The 18,898-nt window shown below is 68.5% G+C and carries 20 protein-coding genes; 13 read left to right on the top strand and 7 right to left on the bottom strand.

Going from position 1 to position 18,898, the window contains the following annotated elements; all coding sequences use genetic code 11:
* The first annotated feature begins 84 nt into the window (after positions 1–84).
* The 4 genes from VV02_RS00115 (at position 85) to VV02_RS00130 (ending at position 3,013) form a co-directional block, all read left to right on the top strand.
* Positions 85–837, top strand: coding sequence for a MerR family transcriptional regulator (locus VV02_RS00115; RefSeq protein ID WP_218917320.1), 753 nt, complete (start codon positions 85–87; stop codon positions 835–837).
* A 129-nt stretch (positions 838–966) separates the two neighbouring features.
* Entirely contained in the window at positions 967–1,347 is a 381-nt protein-coding gene (locus tag VV02_RS00120; protein WP_052589162.1) for a YciI family protein, read from the top strand.
* Positions 1,348–1,371: 24 nt separating this feature from the next.
* On the top strand, positions 1,372–1,758 hold the full coding sequence (locus VV02_RS00125) for a YciI family protein (protein ID WP_052589163.1): 387 nt from the start codon (positions 1,372–1,374) through the stop codon (positions 1,756–1,758).
* Between the two features lie 7 nt (positions 1,759–1,765).
* Entirely contained in the window at positions 1,766–3,013 is a 1,248-nt protein-coding gene (locus VV02_RS00130; RefSeq protein ID WP_052589164.1) for an RNA polymerase sigma factor, read from the top strand.
* 449 nt (positions 3,014–3,462) lie between these two features.
* Here the strand turns inward: VV02_RS00130 and VV02_RS00140 are convergent, their stop codons facing one another.
* The 3 genes from VV02_RS00140 to VV02_RS00150 form a co-directional block, all read right to left on the bottom strand.
* A complete protein-coding gene (locus tag VV02_RS00140) occupies positions 3,463–4,134 on the bottom strand; it encodes a response regulator transcription factor (protein ID WP_245632957.1) in 672 nt (223 codons plus the stop codon).
* A 340-nt stretch (positions 4,135–4,474) separates the two neighbouring features.
* Positions 4,475–5,443: a helix-turn-helix transcriptional regulator gene (locus VV02_RS00145; RefSeq protein ID WP_052589167.1), complete on the bottom strand. Its 969-nt coding sequence runs from the start codon at positions 5,441–5,443 to the stop codon at positions 4,475–4,477.
* Between the two features lie 36 nt (positions 5,444–5,479).
* A complete protein-coding gene (locus VV02_RS00150; protein ID WP_052589168.1) occupies positions 5,480–6,901 on the bottom strand; it encodes an alpha/beta fold hydrolase in 1,422 nt (473 codons plus the stop codon).
* Positions 6,902–6,994: 93 nt separating this feature from the next.
* Here VV02_RS00150 and VV02_RS00155 point away from each other — a divergent pair, with 93 nt between their 5' ends.
* Positions 6,995–8,002, top strand: a complete 1,008-nt coding sequence (locus VV02_RS00155) for a winged helix-turn-helix domain-containing protein (RefSeq protein WP_052589169.1) — start codon at positions 6,995–6,997, stop codon at positions 8,000–8,002.
* A gap of 41 nt (positions 8,003–8,043) precedes the next feature.
* Here the strand turns inward: VV02_RS00155 and VV02_RS00160 are convergent, their stop codons facing one another.
* From VV02_RS00160 to VV02_RS00170, 3 genes are read right to left on the bottom strand one after another with little or no spacing between them, the layout of a single operon-like run.
* Entirely contained in the window at positions 8,044–8,916 is an 873-nt protein-coding gene (locus VV02_RS00160; RefSeq protein WP_245632958.1) for a PhzF family phenazine biosynthesis protein, read from the bottom strand.
* A complete protein-coding gene (locus VV02_RS00165; protein ID WP_052589170.1) occupies positions 8,913–9,236 on the bottom strand; it encodes a GNAT family N-acetyltransferase in 324 nt (107 codons plus the stop codon). The genes VV02_RS00160 and VV02_RS00165 overlap by 4 nt, the downstream gene beginning before the upstream one ends.
* Before the next feature lie 50 nt (positions 9,237–9,286).
* Positions 9,287–9,997, bottom strand: a complete 711-nt coding sequence (locus VV02_RS00170) for a TetR/AcrR family transcriptional regulator (RefSeq protein ID WP_052589171.1) — start codon at positions 9,995–9,997, stop codon at positions 9,287–9,289.
* A 55-nt stretch (positions 9,998–10,052) separates the two neighbouring features.
* Here VV02_RS00170 and VV02_RS00175 point away from each other — a divergent pair, with 55 nt between their 5' ends.
* The 4 genes from VV02_RS00175 (at position 10,053) to VV02_RS00190 (ending at position 14,054) form a co-directional block, all read left to right on the top strand.
* Positions 10,053–11,579, top strand: a complete 1,527-nt coding sequence (locus tag VV02_RS00175) for an MFS transporter (protein ID WP_052589172.1) — start codon at positions 10,053–10,055, stop codon at positions 11,577–11,579.
* Positions 11,580–11,716: 137 nt separating this feature from the next.
* Positions 11,717–12,112 (top strand): GntR family transcriptional regulator, encoded by a 396-nt coding sequence (locus tag VV02_RS00180; RefSeq protein WP_052589173.1) that lies wholly within the window; start codon positions 11,717–11,719, stop codon positions 12,110–12,112.
* A complete protein-coding gene (locus VV02_RS00185; protein WP_052589174.1) occupies positions 12,109–12,999 on the top strand; it encodes an ABC transporter ATP-binding protein in 891 nt (296 codons plus the stop codon). Before VV02_RS00180 ends, VV02_RS00185 begins: the two co-directional genes overlap by 4 nt.
* The gene (locus VV02_RS00190; RefSeq protein ID WP_052589175.1) at positions 12,996–14,054 is read left to right on the top strand and encodes an ABC transporter permease subunit; all 1,059 of its coding nucleotides are present in this window, start codon (positions 12,996–12,998) and stop codon (positions 14,052–14,054) included. The genes VV02_RS00185 and VV02_RS00190 overlap by 4 nt, the downstream gene beginning before the upstream one ends.
* A gap of 1 nt (position 14,055) precedes the next feature.
* On the opposite strand, the gene VV02_RS00195 is transcribed toward VV02_RS00190, so the two are convergent.
* The gene (locus VV02_RS00195) at positions 14,056–15,045 is read right to left on the bottom strand and encodes a GlxA family transcriptional regulator (RefSeq protein ID WP_052589176.1); all 990 of its coding nucleotides are present in this window, start codon (positions 15,043–15,045) and stop codon (positions 14,056–14,058) included.
* 212 nt (positions 15,046–15,257) lie between these two features.
* Here VV02_RS00195 and VV02_RS00200 point away from each other — a divergent pair, with 212 nt between their 5' ends.
* The 4 genes from VV02_RS00200 to pyrE all read left to right on the top strand — a co-directional run bounded on the left by VV02_RS00200 (position 15,258) and on the right by pyrE (position 18,897).
* Positions 15,258–16,232, top strand: a complete 975-nt coding sequence (locus VV02_RS00200; RefSeq protein ID WP_052589177.1) for a pirin family protein — start codon at positions 15,258–15,260, stop codon at positions 16,230–16,232.
* Between the two features lie 203 nt (positions 16,233–16,435).
* Positions 16,436–17,581, top strand: coding sequence for an LLM class flavin-dependent oxidoreductase (locus VV02_RS00205; RefSeq protein ID WP_083449792.1), 1,146 nt, complete (start codon positions 16,436–16,438; stop codon positions 17,579–17,581).
* Entirely contained in the window at positions 17,578–18,186 is a 609-nt protein-coding gene (locus VV02_RS00210; RefSeq protein WP_052589179.1) for an FMN reductase, read from the top strand. The genes VV02_RS00205 and VV02_RS00210 overlap by 4 nt, the downstream gene beginning before the upstream one ends.
* Before the next feature lie 165 nt (positions 18,187–18,351).
* Entirely contained in the window at positions 18,352–18,897 is a 546-nt protein-coding gene (gene pyrE / locus VV02_RS00215) for an orotate phosphoribosyltransferase (RefSeq protein ID WP_245632959.1), read from the top strand.
* Position 18,898: the final 1 nt, after the last annotated feature.

Here is an 18,898-nt window from a genome sequence, read left to right on the forward strand (position 1 = left end):
CGCTAACACTGACAGTGTCACTGTCACTATGGTTGGGGTCAGACTTTCCACGACGTGATCAGGAGGTGTGCCACGATGCCGCGCATGTCTCAGGTCCCTCGCCCCGTCGGCGAGCTCAGCCTGGACGAGCTCGTCGCCCGATCCGGGGTGGGCGTCAGGACGATCCGCTTCTACACGAGCCGCGGCATGCTGCCGGCGCCCACCAAGCGTGGCCGCTCGGCGTACTACACAGCCGATCACCTGGCCCGGCTCGAGCTGGTCCGTGAGCTGCAGGCGCACGGGTTCACGCTGGCGGCGATCGAGAGCTACCTCGCCCGCATCCCGTCCGACGCCACGCCCGAGACCATCGCGCTGCACCGGACTCTCCTGGCGCCCTGGATGCCCGACCTGCCCGAGACGCTGACTCGCGCCGAGCTCGACGCGCGGGCCGGTCGACCACTCAGCAAGGACGACCTCGAGACACTGTCGACGCTCGGCATCGTGCAGCTGGTCAGCCGCGACCACTACCAAGTCGCGGGCGCACACCTGTCGATCGGCGTCACCATGCTCGACCTCGGCCTGCCACCGGCCGCAGCGCTCGCCGCCCACGAGATCTTCACGGCGCATGGTCGGGCCATCGCCGATGAGCTGACCGAGCTGTTCCGTACGCAGGTGTGGCCGGCGTACAAGGAGGCCGGGCTCCCGCCCGACCAGCTCCGGGAGACGGTCGAGAGGTTCAAGCCGTTGACGATCGCGGCCCTGGTGGCGGCGTACGAGAGCGCGGTCAACGAGACCAAGCGCGAGACCGTCACCCGTCGTACGACCGATCTCGCCTCTCCCCAGTCGCTGGTCGAGTAGCCGGGAGCGCCTACTCGACCAACGATCCGAACCTTTTGATTCGCGTTGTCGCATCGGGCGCACCCCGTTCGTAGACATGATGAGAGCAGGCAAACGGACCTGCCTCGAGGCGACCGAAGGAGCAGCACAATGACCCAGTACCTGATGTCCGTGGTGAGTGACCCGGACGGGCGTCCCACGCCGGAGGAGACGAAGCAGTCCTGGGCGGACACGGGCAAGTTCAACGACAAGCTGCAGGAGACCGGCGTCTGGGTCTTCGCCGGTGGGCTGCACGAGATCAGCACGTCCACGGTCGTGGACAACCGAGGCGACAACGTCGTCACGACCGACGGCCCGTACAGCGAGTCGAAGGAGTATCTCGCCGGCTTCTGGATCGTCGAGGTCCCTGATCTCGACGCCGCCTTGGCGCTGGCTGCCGAAGGCTCCAAGGCCTGCCGTGCGCGGGTCGAGGTACGACCGTTCCAGAGCATCGAGGAAGCCGCGCGCGACCTCGGCGTCGACGTTCCCTGAACCACAACCTCGGAAGGAGAAGCCATGACGCAGTACTTGCTGGCCGTAATGGGCCGCCAGGGAGATCCGGAGCGGTCTGAGCCGGACACGCAGGAGGCGTACGGATCGGTCGCCGCCTTCAACGAAAAGCTCGCTGAGGCGGGCGCGTGGGTCTTCGGCGGCGGGCTCGAGCCGGTCACCCAGGCGAGCGTGGTCGACGGCACCGGCGTCGATGTCGTCACGACCGACGGCCCGTTCGGTGAGTCGAAGGAGTTCCTCGGCGGCTTCTGGATCATCGAGGCGGCCGATCTGGAGGCTGCCCGACGGATCGCCGGTGAGGCCTCCAAGGCGTGCGGTGGCCCGGTAGAGGTCCGCGCATTCGACGGCGACGAAGACGTCGACCGCCTGAACGCTTCCGCGAGCAAGGGCTGACGACTCGGTGCCGGACTCCTTGGCTACCAACGAGATCGAGGCGATCTTCCGAGAGGAGTTCGGCCGTGTCGTCGCCACCTTGATCAAACGCTTCGGGGACATCGACCTCGCCGAGGAGATGGCTCAGGAGGCCTTCGTGGAGGCGCTCCAACGCTGGCCGCAGGACGGGCTGCCGCCCAACCCCGGCGGGTGGCTGACCACGACTGCGCGCAACCGCACCATCGACCGGCTCCGACGCGAGTCGCACCGCGACGCCAAGCACGCTGAGTCGCACCACCTTTATGGAGAGGAGGAGGACATGCCGATCACACCAGTGACCTCGGTCAACGACGACCGGCTACGCCTGCTCTTCACCTGCTGCCACCCGGCCCTCGCGACCGACACCCAGGTCGCCCTCACTCTGCGACTGCTGGGCGGTCTCACGGTGCCTGAGGTCGCCGACGCGTTCCTGGTCCCGGAAAGGACCATGGCACAACGGATTACGCGCGCCAAGCGCAAGATCTCGGCCGCCAACATCCCTTACCGAGTGCCACGCGACTCGGAGCTGCCGGACCGCCTCCGTGGCGTACTGGCCACGATTTACCTCGTGTTCAACGAGGGCTATCTGCCGCAGTCCGGCGAGCACGCCATCCGAACTGACCTGTGCCACGAGGCAATTCGGCTAGGTCGTGTGCTGCGCAGCCTGATGCCGGACGAGCCCGAGGTCGCCGGGCTGCTGGCGCTCATGCTGCTGACCGAGGCACGGCGACCCGCTCGCGTCGATGCAGACGGCGTGCTCGTCACGCTCGACGAGCAGGACCGGTCCGCGTGGGATCGCGCGCTCATCGACGAGGGCCACGACCTCGTCCGGTGGTGCCTCCAGCGCAACCAGCCCGGGACGTACCAGCTCCTCGCCGCCGTCAATGCGGTGCACACGGATGCGCGCACGGCCGCGGACACCGACTGGTCACAGATCGTGGCGCTCTACAACCAGCTGTACGCCGTGTCCCCGACTCCCGTCGTCGCCCTCAACCGAGCGATCGCTGTCGCTGAGATCGATGGTGCTGCAACGGGACTCGCGATCGTCGACGCGCTCGACCTCGATGCCTACCACCCGTTCCACGCGACCCGGGCCGACCTGCTGAGGCGGCTCGGTCGTACGAACGAGGCACGGGCGGCGTACGACCGTGGCATCGAGCTGGCGAGCAACCCCGCGGAGGTCGCGTTCCTCACCGCCCGCCGCGACGCCCTCGCGACGACCCCGCAGGTCGAGTAGCCGACAGCACCGCTGGTCGAGTAACCGGAGCGCTAGCGGAGGCGTATCGAGACCAAGGTGCACGCGGTCACCGGGTCTCGATACGGCTCGCCCCTTGGGGCTCGCCTACTCGACCAGCGGGATGGCTCGGCGTGTCGCGGCTGGGTGGTTCTGGGGTGTCCGGAGAAGCGCAACTTTGTTGTAGATCTGTACAACAAGGTTGTATTTCTTCACGAACCACCGCCGCTGCTCGAGTAGCCGGAGCGTCAGCTTCCACCGCTGGTCGAGTAGCCGGAGCGCTAGCGGAGGCGTATCGAGACCCAGGTGCACGCGGTCACCGGGTCTCGATACGGCTCGCCCCTTGGGGCTCGCCTACTCGACCAGCGGGATGGCGCCTTGGGGCTCGCCTACTCGACCAGCGGGACGGCGCCTAGGGGGCTCGCCTACGCGACCAGCGGTAGGGCTCCGGGTCAGAGGTCGAGGCGGTAGCCGTAGCCGCGCACGGTGTGGATGATGCGCGAGGCGGCCTCGTCGATGGCCAGCCTGCGGCGGATCTGACTGATGTGCATGTCGATGCTCTTGGACGACCCCGGCCAGCCGTCCGCGGAGACGTGGACAAGCTGCTCACGGCTGACGACTCGGCCCTCATTGCGGATCAGCGTCCGCAGGATGGCGCTCTCAGAGCGGGGCATGCCCAGTGGCCGTCCTCGCAGATGCACGTCTCCCGACTCGTCGACGCGCAGCAGGTTGGGGTCTGCTTCTGACGGCGCGGGGCGCGGGCGCCGTTGAAGCGCACGCAGTCGGGCCATCAGCTCGCCTATCCGGAAGGGCTTGGTGACGTAGTCGTCGGCGCCAGCGTCGAGGCCGACCACCACGTCGATCTCGTCGCAGCGCGCGGTCAGCATCAGGATCGGGACGGAGACGTCCTTGTGGCGGATGCGGCGGCACACCTCGAGGCCGTCCATATCCGGCAGCCCGAGATCAAGGAGGATGACGTCCGGCCGGTTGGGCAGACTCTCGAGCGCGCCGGCGCCGTCATACCGCGTTTCGACTTGGTAGCCGTCTCGCTCCAGGGCGGCCGCGAGCGCGGTGGAGATGGCGATGTCATCTTCCACCAGCAGGACCCGGGCCTTGTGCGTCACAGGAGTGACGCTAAACATCGGCCGCCCGTTCGTCTCGTGTTAACGGTGACAAATACCCGCCACGTCAGGAATGGGACACCCGATTCGGTAGCGCTGCGGTCCGCCCCTCCAGCACTCTCGAAAGAAGCATCGGTGCCTCACCCGGCCAGATCTGGAGTCCGCACATGAACAGCAACGGAACTATCAGGCCCGTCGCTCGATCCGGCAGCCTGACGATTTTGCTCGGCGATCAACCACATCGTCCAGCCGTGCCCGGGAGGGCCTAAAGACCAGGTAGGGCCCGGCCGTGTACCGACCTGGGCCCTACCTGCACCACCTGAGGCAGGCGCGTCGCGGTCCCCTACAACCAACCGCGACGCGTGGCCTGAATACCCAGCTGGAATCGCGTCTGGGCGCCGAGCAGCTCCTGAAGGCGCCGGACCCGACGGTGCACTGTCCGCTCGCTGATGCCCAGCTCGCGAGCGATCGCATCATCGGTCAGCCCGATGCTGAGCCGGACGAGCACGTCGCGCAGATCTTCTGATCGTGCGGCCAGCTCGTCCCCGGTGTCGGCCGGCGCGTCCGTGGACAGCGGGACGGCCATCCGCCAGAACGCCTCGAACAGCTGAGACAACGCATCCAGCAGCACCGAGGGCCGAATGATCAACGAGTCCATCGTTCCTCGGGAGGCATGCGGCAACGCGATCAAGCCGCGATCCCCGTCGGCCAGGAACAGCTTCATCGGGAGGCCGGGGAACACCCGGGCCTCCTCCCCCAGCGCGATGGAGTCCCGCGCGACGGCCAGCCGCGCCGGACTCTGCAGGACCTCGGAGTCATAGATCACGCGGTACGCGACGGCACGTTCGAGCGCTTCGGACTGACCGTCCGCGATGGTCTCGCCGATGTCGGTGAGGTACGGACCACGGTCGAAGGCGCGTACCTCTGAGACTGCGCAGCTCTGCAGGTTGGCGAAGGCCCGACGGCCGGCAACCTTCCCGCGCACGACCTCCACCCAGTCCACGCCCGAGCCCGCACCTGCGGAGTACAGCTGGGCCAGCGCCTCCGCGCCCTGCCACGCACGAGCCTCCTCGGCCTTTCGGGTCAGCGCCCACGCCTCAACAGCAGAGCGAGGCGACTGCGCCGACAGCACTCCTCCGCGCACGAGGACCAGACCGACCCGCTCCAGATCGGCCACCAGCCCGTCGGCCGCGCCTTCGTCCAGGTCGAGCCGGTCAGCCAGCTCGCTCAGCGACATGTCCCCACCGGCGAGCAGCGCCAGGTACATCGCCTCGGCGTCCGCGGAGACCAGATCCCTCAGGTGCGCGGTCATGGGCGAATCGTGCCACGCCTCAACTCGGTGCGCGCCCTACCGGGCGTTGAGGAAGTTGCGGACCTCGTTCCGGGCCGTGGGGTTGGTCGGTGAACCCTGCACCGAGTGACCGATGCCGTCGATGACGACGACCTTGCCGCGCGGCGCGTACCGCTTCTCCTCGTAGGCCCACTCGACCGGGCAGAACAGGTCGTTGCGACCGTGCACGATGAGCGTCGGCGGACGAAGCGTCTGCGCCCTGGGCTGCTCCGAAGGTCGCGAGACCGGCCAGTTGAGGCAACCCTCGACGGGCGCCAGCGCGCGGGCGGTCGCCTTGTCGTACGGGTAGAGGTCCTTCGAGTTGAGTCGCTGGACTGCACGGTCCAGGGGAGCCTGCCGCCGGGCCACGGGCGTGGCCGAGTCGCCCCAAGGGAAGCGCAGGTCGGCACAGAGCGTCGCCATGTGGAGACCGGCTGACATCTGATCGTGCGGAGCGCCGACGCTGCTCGTCTGCTCGAGGAGATTCTTGAGCGGAGCGGTGTCGCCGGTGCGCGCCTTGTGCAGCACACCGGGGATGCCTTCGAAGGTCGGGTTCACCGAGCTCAGACTCATCACACCCAGCGCGTCCAACAGCTCAGTGCCGTTGATGCGCTGCCCGTCGATCTCGCCGTGCCGGACGAGCCAGGCCAGGTCGGCGACGGGGTCGGTCGTGCACGTCGTGCTCTTTCGACAGGTGTCGGTGAGGACCCGCTTGGTCGCCGCCATGCCGTCGGCGCTGAACGGGTCGAAGCCACGGTGTGGGACCACTGAGTCCAGCACGAGTGCCGACACGCGGCTCGGGTATCGGAGTGTGTAGTGCTCCGCGGTGTACGTGCCGTACGAGACACCGTCGACCGCCATCCGACGTACGCCCAGGGCGCGTCTGAGCAGCTCGAGATCGTTCACCGTGTCGGGTGTGCGGTAGAAGTTGCGCGTCCGGCCGATCTGCGTCGCGCAGGAGATCACGTCCTCGCGCTTCGGCGTCAGGAAGTCCGAGCCACCAGTCGCCGCCTGGAGGTCGGCGCAGTTGATGCCGTCGGGTCCCGTGCCGCGCTGGTCGATCATGACCATCCGGTAGTCCTGGAGCACCTTCGGGTCGAAGTACGTCCGCACGCGGTTCACGAGGGACACGCCGGGCTGCCCCGGTCCTCCGGACAGGACGAGGAGTACGCCGCGGGGTGCGTTCACGTTGTTCGCCGCCGCGACCTTGAGGTCCAGGCTTCCCGGCGTCCGCCGACCGTGGTCAAGCGGCACGCGCAACGTGGAGCAGCTGAAGCCCTCGATGCCAGCGCACGGCGCCTGACCCTCGAGAACAGGGCCGCTCGCGGCGGCCGGAGTGGCCGCCGTCCGACCAGGGCTAGGCGTCGCGGCGCACGCCATCCCGCCTGCCAGGTTCAGCGGGACGGCAAGGGCGGCGGCGATGACGGTACGACGTCGCATGACTCTCCTCTGGTCGAGACGGGATCTCGATCAGGTTGCGAGAGGAGTGAACCGTCGCGCAAAGACCTTCGGCCGTGGCCGAATGTCGGTGTGATGCGCCTCGAGCTGAGCGCCGATGACCTGGCACGCACGCGTGTCGGTGGTCCTCTGGGTCCGTTCGCGGAGACGTTGCTCGGCGTAGCCTCGTTGCGGATGGCCGAGCCCCCTCAGGTGGCGCTCCCGTGGCGCACGCTCGCGCGTAGTCCGCTGGCGCACCCGACACGCGACCTCGCTCGGTTCATGTGCCCGGTGCCGACGGTGCAGCTCGACACGTTCAGCTGCGCCCAGCCTGCGTCCGACGTGGAGGCAGGTGCACAGGCCTGGTTGCACATCCCGAGGAGCCGGCTGCTCGACGAGATCGAGGCGACGGGGTGCCGCGCCGACCCGTCAGCGACGTGGATGGCGGGCCTCGAGCGCGCCAGCCGGCCTGCACGCCAACGCGTCACCGATCTCGTACGCCGTGTGCACGACATGGCGGTCGGCCCCCACTGGGCTGCGATCAGGACAGCCTTGGAGGTCGAGCGGCTCAGACTCCAACGCCTCATGCTGACCGGCGGGCTCGGCGCACTGCTGGCCGACATCCATCCTCAGGCGAGGTGGCGAGCGCCTTACCTGGAGCTGCCCACGGCGGGCCGATGGGCAAGGACGCCTCTTGAGGTTCCATTGCGGGGCCACGGGCTGACGATCGTGCCGTCGGCGTTCTGCGCGGTCGGCCCGATGCCCTTCTTCCCTCACACCGGCGAGCCGACGCTTCTCCTCTACCCAGCCCTGCGACAGGCACACAACGCGGGCCTGTGGGCTAGGTCCGCGCAGACGGCGGCTCACCCGTCCTCGGCCCTGGCTGCCGTGATGGGACGCACCCGTTCGGCTGCCCTCACCGCGATCGGCGAGGGATGTACGACCACCGAGCTGGCCGAACGGATCGACGTCTCGACGAGCTCGGCCAGTGAGCATGCGGCGGCCCTACGAGCGGCAGGTCTCATCCACAGCGTGCGCGACCGAAATCGCATGGTGCACAACGTGACTCGCCTCGGCCAAGACCTCCTGGACGGCGCTCGCTGAGCGACGTCTGGTCTCGATACCGGCTCGCCTAGCGGCTCGCCCTACTCGACCGGCGACAGGAGCGGTGTGGCTGAGCCACTGACCGTGATGCCGCCGGATGCCGGGATCGACACCGCCAGGATGCTCGGTCGGCCGACGTGCTTGCCCTGCTTGATGGTGATCGCACCGGGCACCGGAACAGCGCCCTGCGAGCGCAGGTAGGCGCCCGTCGCGGCCGCGGCCGCACCGGTCGCCGGATCCTCGGCAACGGTGCCGACCGGGAACGGGTTGCGCGCCTCCCACTCGGCCTCGGAGGCCTGCCACAGCACGGCCACGGTCACCCAGCCGTGCTGGTCCTGCAGCGCGCGCATTGCGGCTGGTTCGAACGAGAACCCGTCGAAGGTCGCCCGCTCGGCCAGCGGCACGATGGGGTGGGTGGCGCCCGCGTATGCCAGTCGTGGAGGCAGGTCTTCACGCAGGTCCTCGCGAGTGAGGCCGAGTACGTCGAGCAGCTGATCGAGCACCTTCGGATCCAGATCGGACACTCGCGGTTCGACGCTGGTGAACGACGCCTGGATCACGCCGTCGCGCTCGGAGGTCTCGATGTCCACCGGGCCGGACTTGGTGTTGAAGTGCAGCGGCCCCGTGCCCAGTCGACCCGCCAGCACGGCCGCCGCCGCGATCGTCGCGTGCCCGCAGAACGGCACCTCGGACAGAGGTGAGAAGTACCTGATCGTGAGCTGCCGGTCTTCGCCGGGCGGCTCGACGACGAAGGCGCTCTCCGGGTGGCCAAGCCGGGTCGCGGTCTCCTGCATCTGGGCGTCCGTCCACGCACTGGCATCGAGGACGACACCGGCAAAGTTGCCCCCGCCGGGCTCGGCCGCGAAGGCCGCCATCTCGAGCACCTCGTCGGTCAGCACCTCGGGAGTGCTCACGACGAAATCGCTTGCAGCGCCTCAGGAGTCACCGGGTCGACGATGTCGCCGTACTCCTGGTGCTTCTTGACGAAGGCTGCGACGTAGGGGCAGACCGGGACGACTCGTAGGCCCTCGGTACGGGTGTCGTCGAGCGCGAAAGTGACGAGCTTCGACGCGAGGCCCTGACCGGCGTACGCGTCATCGACGACGGTATGGAAGAAGATCCGCTGGCCACTGTGGTCGACGTACTGCGCGAAGCCCGCGACGGAGTCGCCGACACTGATCTCGTAGCGGTCGCCTGCTGAGCCCTTGGCGACGGCGACGTTGTCCTCGGTCATGCCTCGAACGTACGTCACGTCTGCAGGAACGGGTCGGCGGACACAGCAGGTCAGGCGCGGTGAGCCAGGCGATGCTCGAGACCGTCGAGCATGCTCTCCAGCCCGAACACGAACGAATCCGACTGCAGCTGCTCGATGTCGATCGATGCGCGACGGGCTACGGCATCGCGCATCGCGGGGTACTCGTTCGTGACCGACATGACGTCCTCGTACATCCGGTCCGCCCACTCCTCGGTCGATCGGCCCGAGCTGCGGACCGCCCCTCTCCAGGCGACCTCGGCAGTGGTGATGCCGAAGACGTAGGCGAACACGCTGCTCAGCGCCTTGTCGATCTCCAGCCCCTCGAACCCGGCCGCCTCGAAGAGCCTGAGCCCGCCCGCGCCGCTCGTCATCGCGTTGGGGCCGACGTTGGCCCGACCGAAGATGGCGCTGGGGACCCAGGGGTGGCGCAGGACCATCGAGCGCAGGCTGTGCGCCAGCAGCGTCACGCCGCCTCGCCACCCGGCCAGGTCGGGCTCCGGGACGTCAACCTCGCCGTAGATCTCGTCGATGACCAGGTCGAGCAGATCGTCCTTCGTCGACACGTGCCAGTAAAGGCTCGTCGTGCCCGACTCGAGTCGGCCGGCGAGCTTGCGCATGCTCAGCCCGGCGAGACCCTCCTCGTCGAGCAGCTTCACCGCGGCCCGCACGATCTGCTCGCGGCTGAGCGTCTCGCGAGGTGAGGACGAGGGCGCGGAGCGGGTCCAGATCGAGCCTTCCATGGCGTGAGCGTATCTCTACTCGCACACTGTACGAGTCCACTGGTACGGTGTTCGAGTGACTAGTACAGCGTTCGAGTCCGCACCGGACACCGCCCACCCCCGCCGCTGGTGGATCCTCTTCGTGCTCTGCCTGAGCCTTCTCGTCCTCGTCGTCGACAACACCGTTCTCAACCTGGCCATCCCGTCGCTGATGCGCGATCTCGGGGCCTCGCCGGCCGATGTGCAGTGGATCATCGACGCCTACATCCTCGCGTTCGCCGGGCTGCTGCTGACGGCCGGCAGCCTGTCCGACCGCTTCGGCCGCAAGCGCATGCTGATCATCGGCCTGGCGTTCTTCGGCGTCGCGTCACTGCTCGCCACGCTCGCCCATGAGCCGTGGCAGCTCATCGCCTGCCGCGCCCTCATGGGCGTCGGCGGCTCGTGCCTGATGCCGAGCACGCTCTCTCTGCTGTTCACCGTGTTCCCCCCCGAGGAGCAGCGCAAGGCAATGGCGGGCTGGTCGACGGTCGCCATGGTCGGCGTCATCGCCGGTCCCACGGTCGGCGGCTTCTTGCTCAACCACTACTGGTGGGGCTCGGTCTTCCTGATCAACGTGCCGATCACGATCGCGGGCATCATCGCGGCGGTCGTGCTCATCCCGGAGTCGCGCGGTCCGGCCCGTCCGGTCGACCCGATCGGCGCGGTGCTGTCGATCGTCGGCATGGTCGGCGTCGTCGGTGCGGTGATCTCCATCCCGGCCGACGGGTTCACCTCGGCCACGGTGATCATCGCCTTCGCCATCGGCCTCCTCGGGCTCCTCGCGTTCGCGCGGTGGGAGCGGCACAGTGCCCACCCGATGGTGCCGCTGGCGCTGTTCAAGGACCGCCGGTTCTCCGGCACGAGCGCCTCGATCGTGCTGCTGTCCTTCACCGCCGGCGGTCTGCTGCTCGCGCTGACGCAGTACCTCCAGCTCGTCCTCGGCTACGGACCGCTCAAGGCCGGCCTCGCCCTCATCCCGTACGCCGTCGCCGCCGCACTCTTCAACGGCATCGGCGCGACGCTCGGCAAGAAGATCTCCGACCGCACGTTGATCGCAGCGGGCCTCGCGATCGTCGCGCTCGGGTTCGGCCTGCTGTCACGCGTGAGCGAATCGAGCTCGTACGTCGAGCTCATCGCCGGCCTGCTCGTCATGGGGATCGGTGGTGGAGTCGCCGGCCCGGCGGCGTACACGCTCCTCATGCAGTCCGTGCCGGCCGAGCACCGAGGCGTCGGCTCGGCGATGAACGACACGGTCCAGCAGACCGGCGCCGCGCTCTCGGTGGCGGTGCTCGGCAGCGTCCTGACGGCGGCGTACTCCTCGTCCTTGCCGGATGCCGTGCCCGACAAGGCACGCGACTCCATCGCCGAAACCCTTGCGCTGGGACCGCAGTTCGCCGCCGCGGCAAAGCATGCGTTCGCCGACGCGATGTCGATCGCCATGGTGAGCGGACTCGTCGGTGCCCTGGCCGGAGCGGTCGTCGCGCTGGTCGTGATTCCGCGAGGCAGCCGTACGACTCCGCCTGAGGAATCCGTCGACGCGGAGTCGGTCGCCTCGACCGCCTGACCCGCTCCGCCGTACGCCGGCCGCCCCGCTGCTCACCGCCTGTGAGCAGCGGGGCGGCCGCGTTGTCGGGCCAACTCGTTGACGCCAGAGACGCCATCCATCTAATGTACTAGTTACCTAGATGAATGGAGGGACTCATGATCGAGTTCCATCTGACCGACAGGTCGGGCGTCTCGCCGTACCAGCAGCTGGTGCAACAGGTGCGCAACGCCCTGCGGCTCGATCAGCTCCAGGAGGGCGACCAGCTGCCGACGGTCAAGGACGTCGTCGCAGCACTGGCCATCAACCCCAACACGGTCTTGAAGGCGTACCGCGAGCTCGAGCGCCAAGGACTGGTGAGCGCGCGACCCGGCGTCGGGACGTTCGTGACGCACACCCTGGCCGACGAGACGCTCGCCTCCCACGCACCACTGCGGCGCGAGCTGCAGCGCTGGATGGGCAAGGCCCGTCGCGCAGGTCTGGACGACGAAAGCATCGAGGCGTTGTTCACGACCACTTTTCGTGAGGCGTCCAGAGAGGAGGGCATCGCATGAGCACCGCGATCCGCACCGAGGGCCTGGGCAAGAAGTACCGCCGCCGCTGGGCGCTCACCGACTGCACCCTGGACGTACCCGCCGGCCGCGTCGTCGGCCTCGTCGGCCCGAACGGCGCCGGCAAGTCGACACTGCTCAACCTCGCGGTCGGCATGCTCGCTCCGACCGACGGCAGCATCGAGGTCCTCGGTGGGCGGCCCGCGCAGGACGCCGCCCAGCTCGCCAAGGTGGGCTTCGTCGCCCAGGACACTCCGACGTACGCCGGCCTGAGCGTTGCCGACCACCTGCGGATGGGCGCGCGGCTCAACCCGGGCTGGGACGACACGATCGCGCGTGAGCGGATCGAGCACCTCGGCCTGGACCCGAAGATGAAGGCGGGCCGACTGTCCGGCGGTCAGCGGGCGCAGCTCGCCCTCACGCTCGGCATCGCCAAGAGGCCAGAGCTGCTGATCCTGGACGAGCCGGTCGCGTCGCTCGACCCGCTGGCCCGCCGCGAGTTCCTCCAGGACCTCATGGGTGCGGTCGCCGAGCACGGCCTCAGCGTGGTCCTGTCGTCCCACCTCGTGTCGGACGTCGAGCGGGTCTGCGACTACCTGATCGTCCTGGTGGACTCGCGGGTGCGGATCGCCGACGACATGGAGGCGCTGCTGGCCTCCCACCATCGGCTAACCGGGCCGCGCCGCGACACATCCACTCTCCCCGCGGACCAGCAGGTCATCTCGGCCAGTCACACCGACCGGCAGACCACCCTGCTCGTCCGCACCGACCAACCGATCCTCGATCCGTCCTGGACGGTTTCGCAGCCCAGCCTGGAGGACATCGTGCTCGCCTACCTACGCGGCTCCACCACGTCCGACACCCGTCCCGCGCTGGAGGTGCTCCGATGATCTGGTTGAGCTGGCGCCAGCAGCGCCTCAACCTCGCTGTCATCGCGAGCGCACTCGCAGTGATTGCGATCGTCCTCCTGACAACGGGGCCGGACCTGGCGGACGCGTACCGACACGGCGCCGACACCTTCTTCGACCGGATCAACCTCGACCGCACCCAGAACCTCTACGTCGTCGGCATCGCCGCGTCGTACGCCCTGCCCGCTGCGATCGGAGCCTTCTGGGGAGCGCCGCTGGTCGCTCGCGAGCTGGAGGCGGGCACCCATCGGCTGGCGTGGACGCAGAGCGTCACCCGAAACCGTTGGCTCGCAACAAGACTCGGGTTCGGGCTGCTCGGAGCTGTCGTCGCGGGCGGCGCGCTCAGCCTGCTGACGACATGGTGGTGTGGCCCGATCGACGACACCGTCATCGCCAACGGCCCTGGGCCGGGGATCTTCGAGGTGCCGCGCATCGCGCCGACGATGTTCGCCGCTCGTGGGATCGTCCCGATCGGGTACGCCGCACTCGCCTTCGTCCTCGGCGTCACCGCGGGGGCGCTCATCAAGCGGACCGTGCCGGCGATGGCGGTCACCGTCGTGCTGTACGTCGTACTCCAGATCGCGATGCCGAATCTCGTTCGGCCGCACCTGGTTTCGCCGACCACGTCGACTGTCCCGATCACGGCCGAGACGCTCCGAGGCTTCCAGGGCTCACCTGAGAACGGCGTCGAGCATCTCGATGTCTCCTCACGCCAGCTGGGCGGGTGGAACCTGTCGACCGACACCGTCGACAAGTCGGGAAAGGTGCTGGACCCGCTGCCGGCGTGGGTCACCACTGAGTGCGCGCCCGGCCCCGGCAAGGTCGGCGGCGGCAAGGTTCAGCGCGAAGCCCGCCCTGGCAGCCCAGGAACACCGGCGTGCATCGACCACATGACCAGCGCGGGCCTGGCTCAGCGCTTCACGTCGCAGCCGGCCAGTCACTACTGGGCACTGCAGTGGCGCGAGACGGGCCTCCTCGCGGTGGGGACGATCGCCCTGGCTGGCGTGTGCTTCGGGCGAGTGCGGCGACTCTCCTGACTCACCTGCAGGACTCGGGTCGGAAGGTCCGGCGGCACGCCATCGGCGAGGTCTTGATGTGCTTCGCGAAGTGCTGGCGCATGGCCGCCGACGTGCCGAACCCGCAGTGGGTGGCGATGGTCTCGATGGACAGGTCGGTGGTCTCCAGCAGCTCCTGCGCATGGTGGACGCGCTGCCGGACCAGCCACTGCAGCGGCGTCGCGCCGGTCTGTTCCTTGAACTTCCGGTTCAAGGTGCGGGAGCTCATACCGGCGTACGCCGCGATGTCCGCCAAGACCATCGGCTCGCCCAACCGCTCGCGCAGCCAGCGCATGGTCGGCTCGAGCGATCCGTGGTCGTCGACGGGTTCTGGATGCGCGATGTACGGCGCCTGCCCACCGTCGCGCTGTGGCGGCACGACCATGTGTCGAGCCACGTCGGCGGCCACCGCGGCTCCGAAGTCCTGGCGAATCATGTGCAAGCACAGGTCAATTCCGCTGGCGGCTCCGGCCGAGCTGAGCACGTCACCGTGGTCGATGTAGAGGACGTCGGTGTCGACCGTGATCTGCGGGTAGCGCTCGGCGAGAACATGCGCGCGCGACCAATGCGTTGCCGTCCGCCGACCGTCCAGGAGTCCGGCCTCTGCCATGACACGCGCGCCCCCGGAGCTGATGGAGGCAATCCTGACGCCCCGCCGGTGGGCTTCCTGCAGTAGATCGATCACCTCGGCCGGCGGTTCGCGGTCGGACGTGACGCCGACGACCACGATGGTGTCCACGTCGATCGCGTCAGCCAATCGATACGGCGGCGTGCACCGGTACATCTCATGGCCACCGACCCCGGTGATGGACAGATCGCGCCCTTCGCCACACACCCGCACGTCGTAGAGCGGCGGCCCGAAGAACGCGCCCGGCTCCTTGTCCAGCGAGTGCGCCGTGGTGAACACCTGGATCGGCATGGACAGATCGAAGCTGTGGACCCCGTCGAAGACCAGGACGGCTACGCGATGCATGGCAATAATCTATCGAAGATGGGCATTCTTGCCACTGTTTCTCCGAGTCGATCGCTTCGACGATGGACACATGCTGCTCGCTCTCCTCATGTCCATCGGATCGGTCGCTCTGCTTCTCGCCATGGGCTGGCTCACCGACGAGCTCCTCGGTGGCGACGCCGAGCGCTCGGCGCGACCGGCTTCGTACGATGCTCATGGAGAGAGGACGTGCCATGAGCAATCCCGAGAAGTCCCCATCGGTCGAGGTCTGCGACGGCTCCGGTACGCCCGTGGCTCAGCTGCTGACCGCGCGCGAGGTCCCGCTCGGCGGGCTGCGCGCGATGCCCGTACGCCGGACGCTGCCTCAGCGGGCGCGGTCACTGATCGGCGCGTGGTGCTTCGTCGACCACTACGGCCCGGACGACGTGTCGGTGACCGGTGGGATGGGCGTGGCCGGGCACCCGCACACGGGGCTGCAGACGGTGTCATGGTTGTTCAGCGGCGAGATCGAGCACCGCGACACGATCGGGTCGCATGCGTCGATCCGGCCCGGGCAGATGAACCTGATGACCGCCGGGTCCGGGATTGCCCACTCTGAGTACTCGACGTCGGCGACGACGATGCTGCACGGCGCTCAGCTCTGGGTGGCGCTGCCCGACGAATTCCGAGAGACAGCACCGGCTTTCGAGCATTACTCGCCCACGCCGGTCGACGTCGACGGCGCGTCCGTTCTCGTCTTCCTCGGCTCGCTGCTCGGGTCGACGTCGCCGGTCACCACGTTCACGCCGCTCATCGGCGCGGAGGTGACCCTGCGGCCCGGCCAGACCCTCGACGTACCGGTTGATCCGGTGTACGAGCACGGCGTCCTGATCGACACCGGCTCGGCGACGATCGCGGGAGTGGAGGCGAAGCGCAGCGAGCTGGTCTACCAACCGACGGGCTGCTCGATGCTGACACTGCGCGGTGCCGACGACGAGGCGACGCGGGTGCTCGTGCTCGGTGGCGAGCCGCTCGGCGAGCAGATCCTGATGTGGTGGAACTTCGTCGGCCGCACCCAGGAGGAGGTCACGGCGTACCGCGAGGCGTGGGAGCGCGAGCGGGCCGGCTCGTCCGGCGGGGGACGCTACGGCGACTTCCCGGAGTCGTGGGAGGAGACGATCCCCGCGCCCGCTCTGCCCGCGAGCGTCCGCCTCAAGATGCGCGGCTGACCCCATCGCTGGTCGAGTAGCCGGAGCGCCAGCGGAGGCGTATCGAGACCCGGTGCGCGCGTGCACCTGGTCTCGATACGGCTCGCCCTTGGGGCTCGCCTACTCGACCGGCGAGCTGCCGGTGGGAACAGATGGGCTCGATGGCATGTTGTTGAAAATGCAACTACTTTGGAGCCGATGAAAGAGGCAGCGAGATGAGCGCGATGCAGTTCGGGATCTTCACGGTCGGCGATGTGACCACCGACCCGACCACCGGTCGTACCCAGACCGAGCACGAGCGCATCAAGAACACCGTCGCCATCGCCAAGAAGGCGGAGGAGGTCGGGCTCGACGTCTTCGCGACCGGCGAGCACCACAACCCGCCGTTCGTGCCGTCGTCACCGACCACGCTGCTCGGCTACATCGCGGCGCAGACCGAGCGCATCATCCTGTCCACGTCCACGACGCTGATCACCACCAATGACCCGGTGAAGATCGCCGAGGACTTCTCGGTGCTGCAGCACCTGTCCGACGGTCGCGTCGACGTCATGCTCGGCCGCGGCAACACCGGCCCGGTCTACCCGTGGTTCGGCGAGGACATCCGCCAGGCCGTGCCGCTGACCGTCGAGAAGTACGGCCTGCTGCGCCGCCTCTGGCGCGAGGAGACCGTCGACTGGGAGGGCAAGTTCCGTACGCCGCTGCAGGGCTTCACGCTCGCGCCGCAGCCTCTCGACGGCGTGGCTCCGTTCGTCTGGCACGGCTCGATCCGTACGCCCGAGATCGCTGAGCTGGCGGCCTATTACGGCGACGGGTTCTTCTCCAACCACATCTTCTGGCCGGCCTCGCACACCAAGCAGATGGTCGGGTTGTACCGGCAGCGCTTCGAGCACTACGGACACGGCACCGCGGCGCAGGCGATCGTCGGTCTCGGCGGCCAGGTCTTCATGCGCAAGAACAGCCAGGACGCCGTGCGCGACTTCCGGCCGTACTTCGACAACGCCCCGGTCTACGGCCACGGTCCGACGATGGAGGAGTTCACCTCCAGCACGCCGCTGACAGTCGGCTCACCGCAGGAAGTCATCGAGAAGACGCTCGCCTTCCGTGACTACGTCGGCGACTACCAGCGTCAGCTGTTCCTGCTCGATCATGCCGGGCTGCCGCTCAAGACGGTGCTCGAGCAGCTCGACCTGCTCGGGGAGATCCTGCCGGACTTGCGGCGCGGGTTCGCGGAGGGACGACCGGCGGACGTACCGGACGCTCCCACGCACGCCTCACTGCTGGCTGCCAAGGAGTCCGCGGACGCCGCTGGTCGAGTAGGCGAGCGCCCCAGCGCGAGCCGTATCGAGACCACCGGCGAGGGTGTGCGATGACCAAGCTCGCTGTCATCAGTGCTGGGCTGCGGGAGCCGTCCTCAACGCGACTCCTGGCCGACCGACTGGACGCCGCCGTCCGGGCCGAGCTCGGCGTACAAGGTGTGGCCGCGACGTCCACGGTCATCGAGCTGCGGCCGCTCGCTCACCCGATCATGGACGCGATGCTGACCGGATTCCCTTCTGCTGCACTGGAGTCGGCGTTCGAGACGGTGTCCGCAGCGGACGGCGTCATCGCGGTCTCGCCGGCGTTCAACGCGTCGTACGCCGGCCTCTTCAAGTCGTTCTTCGACGTGCTGCCGGAGGAAGCGCTGTCCGGGATGCCCGTGCTGATGGGTGCGACCGGCGGCACCGAGCGACACTCGCTCGTGCTCGACCATGCAATGCGGCCGATGTTCTCCTACCTGCACGCTCTTGTCGCCCCGACCGCGGTGTACGCCGCCACGGACGACTTCGGTGACGTCGGCCAGTCCTCGCTCGGCGAGCGCATCGATCAGGCAGCGGCCGGGTTCGCGCGGCTGATGCAGGCATGCGGCCAGCACGAGCGGCGCGACACCTTCACCGAACAGCTGTCGTCCATGGAGAAGCTCCTCGGCGGCTCCTGACTCCTCGCTGGTCGAGTAGCCGGAGCGCCAGCGGAGGCGTATCGAGACCAGGTGCACGCGCGCACCGGGTCTCGATACGGCTCGCCCTTGGGGCTCGCCTACTCGACCAGCGGGTTCAGGCTCGCCCACCTCGACAGACGGGCGGCGTAGGCGATGATCCTGGATGTGACTGCAGACCTTGAGGCCCTTGCCCGCGATATCGACGCCCGCTGCCGACTGCAGGGCGAGTTCACGCTCCGCTCGGGTCGAGTGAGCGACGAGTACTTCGACAAGTACCTCTTCGAGGGCGACCCGGCTCTGCTCCGTCGGGTGGCCGAGGCGATGGTGCCGCTGCTGCCCGACGGCACTGAGGTCCTCGGTGGGCTCGAGCTCGGCGGCGTCCCGATCGCGACCATGGTCTCGAGCCTGACCGGCCTGCCGGCGGTGTTCGTGCGAAAGGAAGCGAAGACGTACGGCACCTGCAAGCTCGCGGAGGGCGGCGACGTCGACGGCCGTCGGGTGACGCTGATCGAGGACGTCATCTCGACCGGCGGTGCGGTCAAGGACGCGGCAATCGCGTTGCGCGAGCGCGGTGCTCACGTGTCGGCCGTGGTGTGCGCCATCGATCGCAGCGCGGCCGGCGACAGCATCCTTCCGGCCGTCGAGGTCGAGACCATCTCCGTACTGACCAAGGCCGACCTCGACGCCGCCGCCGCCTCGTCTTCGGTGTGAC

The organism is Luteipulveratus mongoliensis, assembly GCF_001190945.1.
In the GTDB taxonomy this organism is placed as follows: Bacteria; Actinomycetota; Actinomycetes; order Actinomycetales; family Dermatophilaceae; genus Luteipulveratus; species Luteipulveratus mongoliensis.

Excerpts from the sequence above, each read along its gene's own strand:
- VV02_RS00115 (WP_218917320.1), top strand. The coding sequence starts at position 85 with ATGTCTCAGGTCCCTCGCCCCGTCGGCGAGCTCAGCCTGGACGAGCTC.
- VV02_RS00120 (WP_052589162.1), top strand. The coding sequence starts at position 967 with ATGACCCAGTACCTGATGTCCGTGGTGAGTGACCCGGACGGGCGTCCC.
- VV02_RS00125 (WP_052589163.1), top strand. The coding sequence starts at position 1,372 with ATGACGCAGTACTTGCTGGCCGTAATGGGCCGCCAGGGAGATCCGGAG.
- VV02_RS00145 (WP_052589167.1), bottom strand. The coding sequence starts at position 5,443 with ATGACCGCGCACCTGAGGGATCTGGTCTCCGCGGACGCCGAGGCGATG.
- VV02_RS00150 (WP_052589168.1), bottom strand. The coding sequence starts at position 6,901 with ATGCGACGTCGTACCGTCATCGCCGCCGCCCTTGCCGTCCCGCTGAAC.
- VV02_RS00155 (WP_052589169.1), top strand. The coding sequence starts at position 6,995 with ATGCGCCTCGAGCTGAGCGCCGATGACCTGGCACGCACGCGTGTCGGT.
- VV02_RS00165 (WP_052589170.1), bottom strand. The coding sequence starts at position 9,236 with ATGACCGAGGACAACGTCGCCGTCGCCAAGGGCTCAGCAGGCGACCGC.
- VV02_RS00170 (WP_052589171.1), bottom strand. The coding sequence starts at position 9,997 with ATGGAAGGCTCGATCTGGACCCGCTCCGCGCCCTCGTCCTCACCTCGC.
- VV02_RS00180 (WP_052589173.1), top strand. The coding sequence starts at position 11,717 with ATGATCGAGTTCCATCTGACCGACAGGTCGGGCGTCTCGCCGTACCAG.
- VV02_RS00185 (WP_052589174.1), top strand. The coding sequence starts at position 12,109 with ATGAGCACCGCGATCCGCACCGAGGGCCTGGGCAAGAAGTACCGCCGC.
- VV02_RS00190 (WP_052589175.1), top strand. The coding sequence starts at position 12,996 with ATGATCTGGTTGAGCTGGCGCCAGCAGCGCCTCAACCTCGCTGTCATC.
- VV02_RS00195 (WP_052589176.1), bottom strand. The coding sequence starts at position 15,045 with ATGCATCGCGTAGCCGTCCTGGTCTTCGACGGGGTCCACAGCTTCGAT.
- VV02_RS00200 (WP_052589177.1), top strand. The coding sequence starts at position 15,258 with ATGAGCAATCCCGAGAAGTCCCCATCGGTCGAGGTCTGCGACGGCTCC.
- VV02_RS00205 (WP_083449792.1), top strand. The coding sequence starts at position 16,436 with ATGCAGTTCGGGATCTTCACGGTCGGCGATGTGACCACCGACCCGACC.
- VV02_RS00210 (WP_052589179.1), top strand. The coding sequence starts at position 17,578 with ATGACCAAGCTCGCTGTCATCAGTGCTGGGCTGCGGGAGCCGTCCTCA.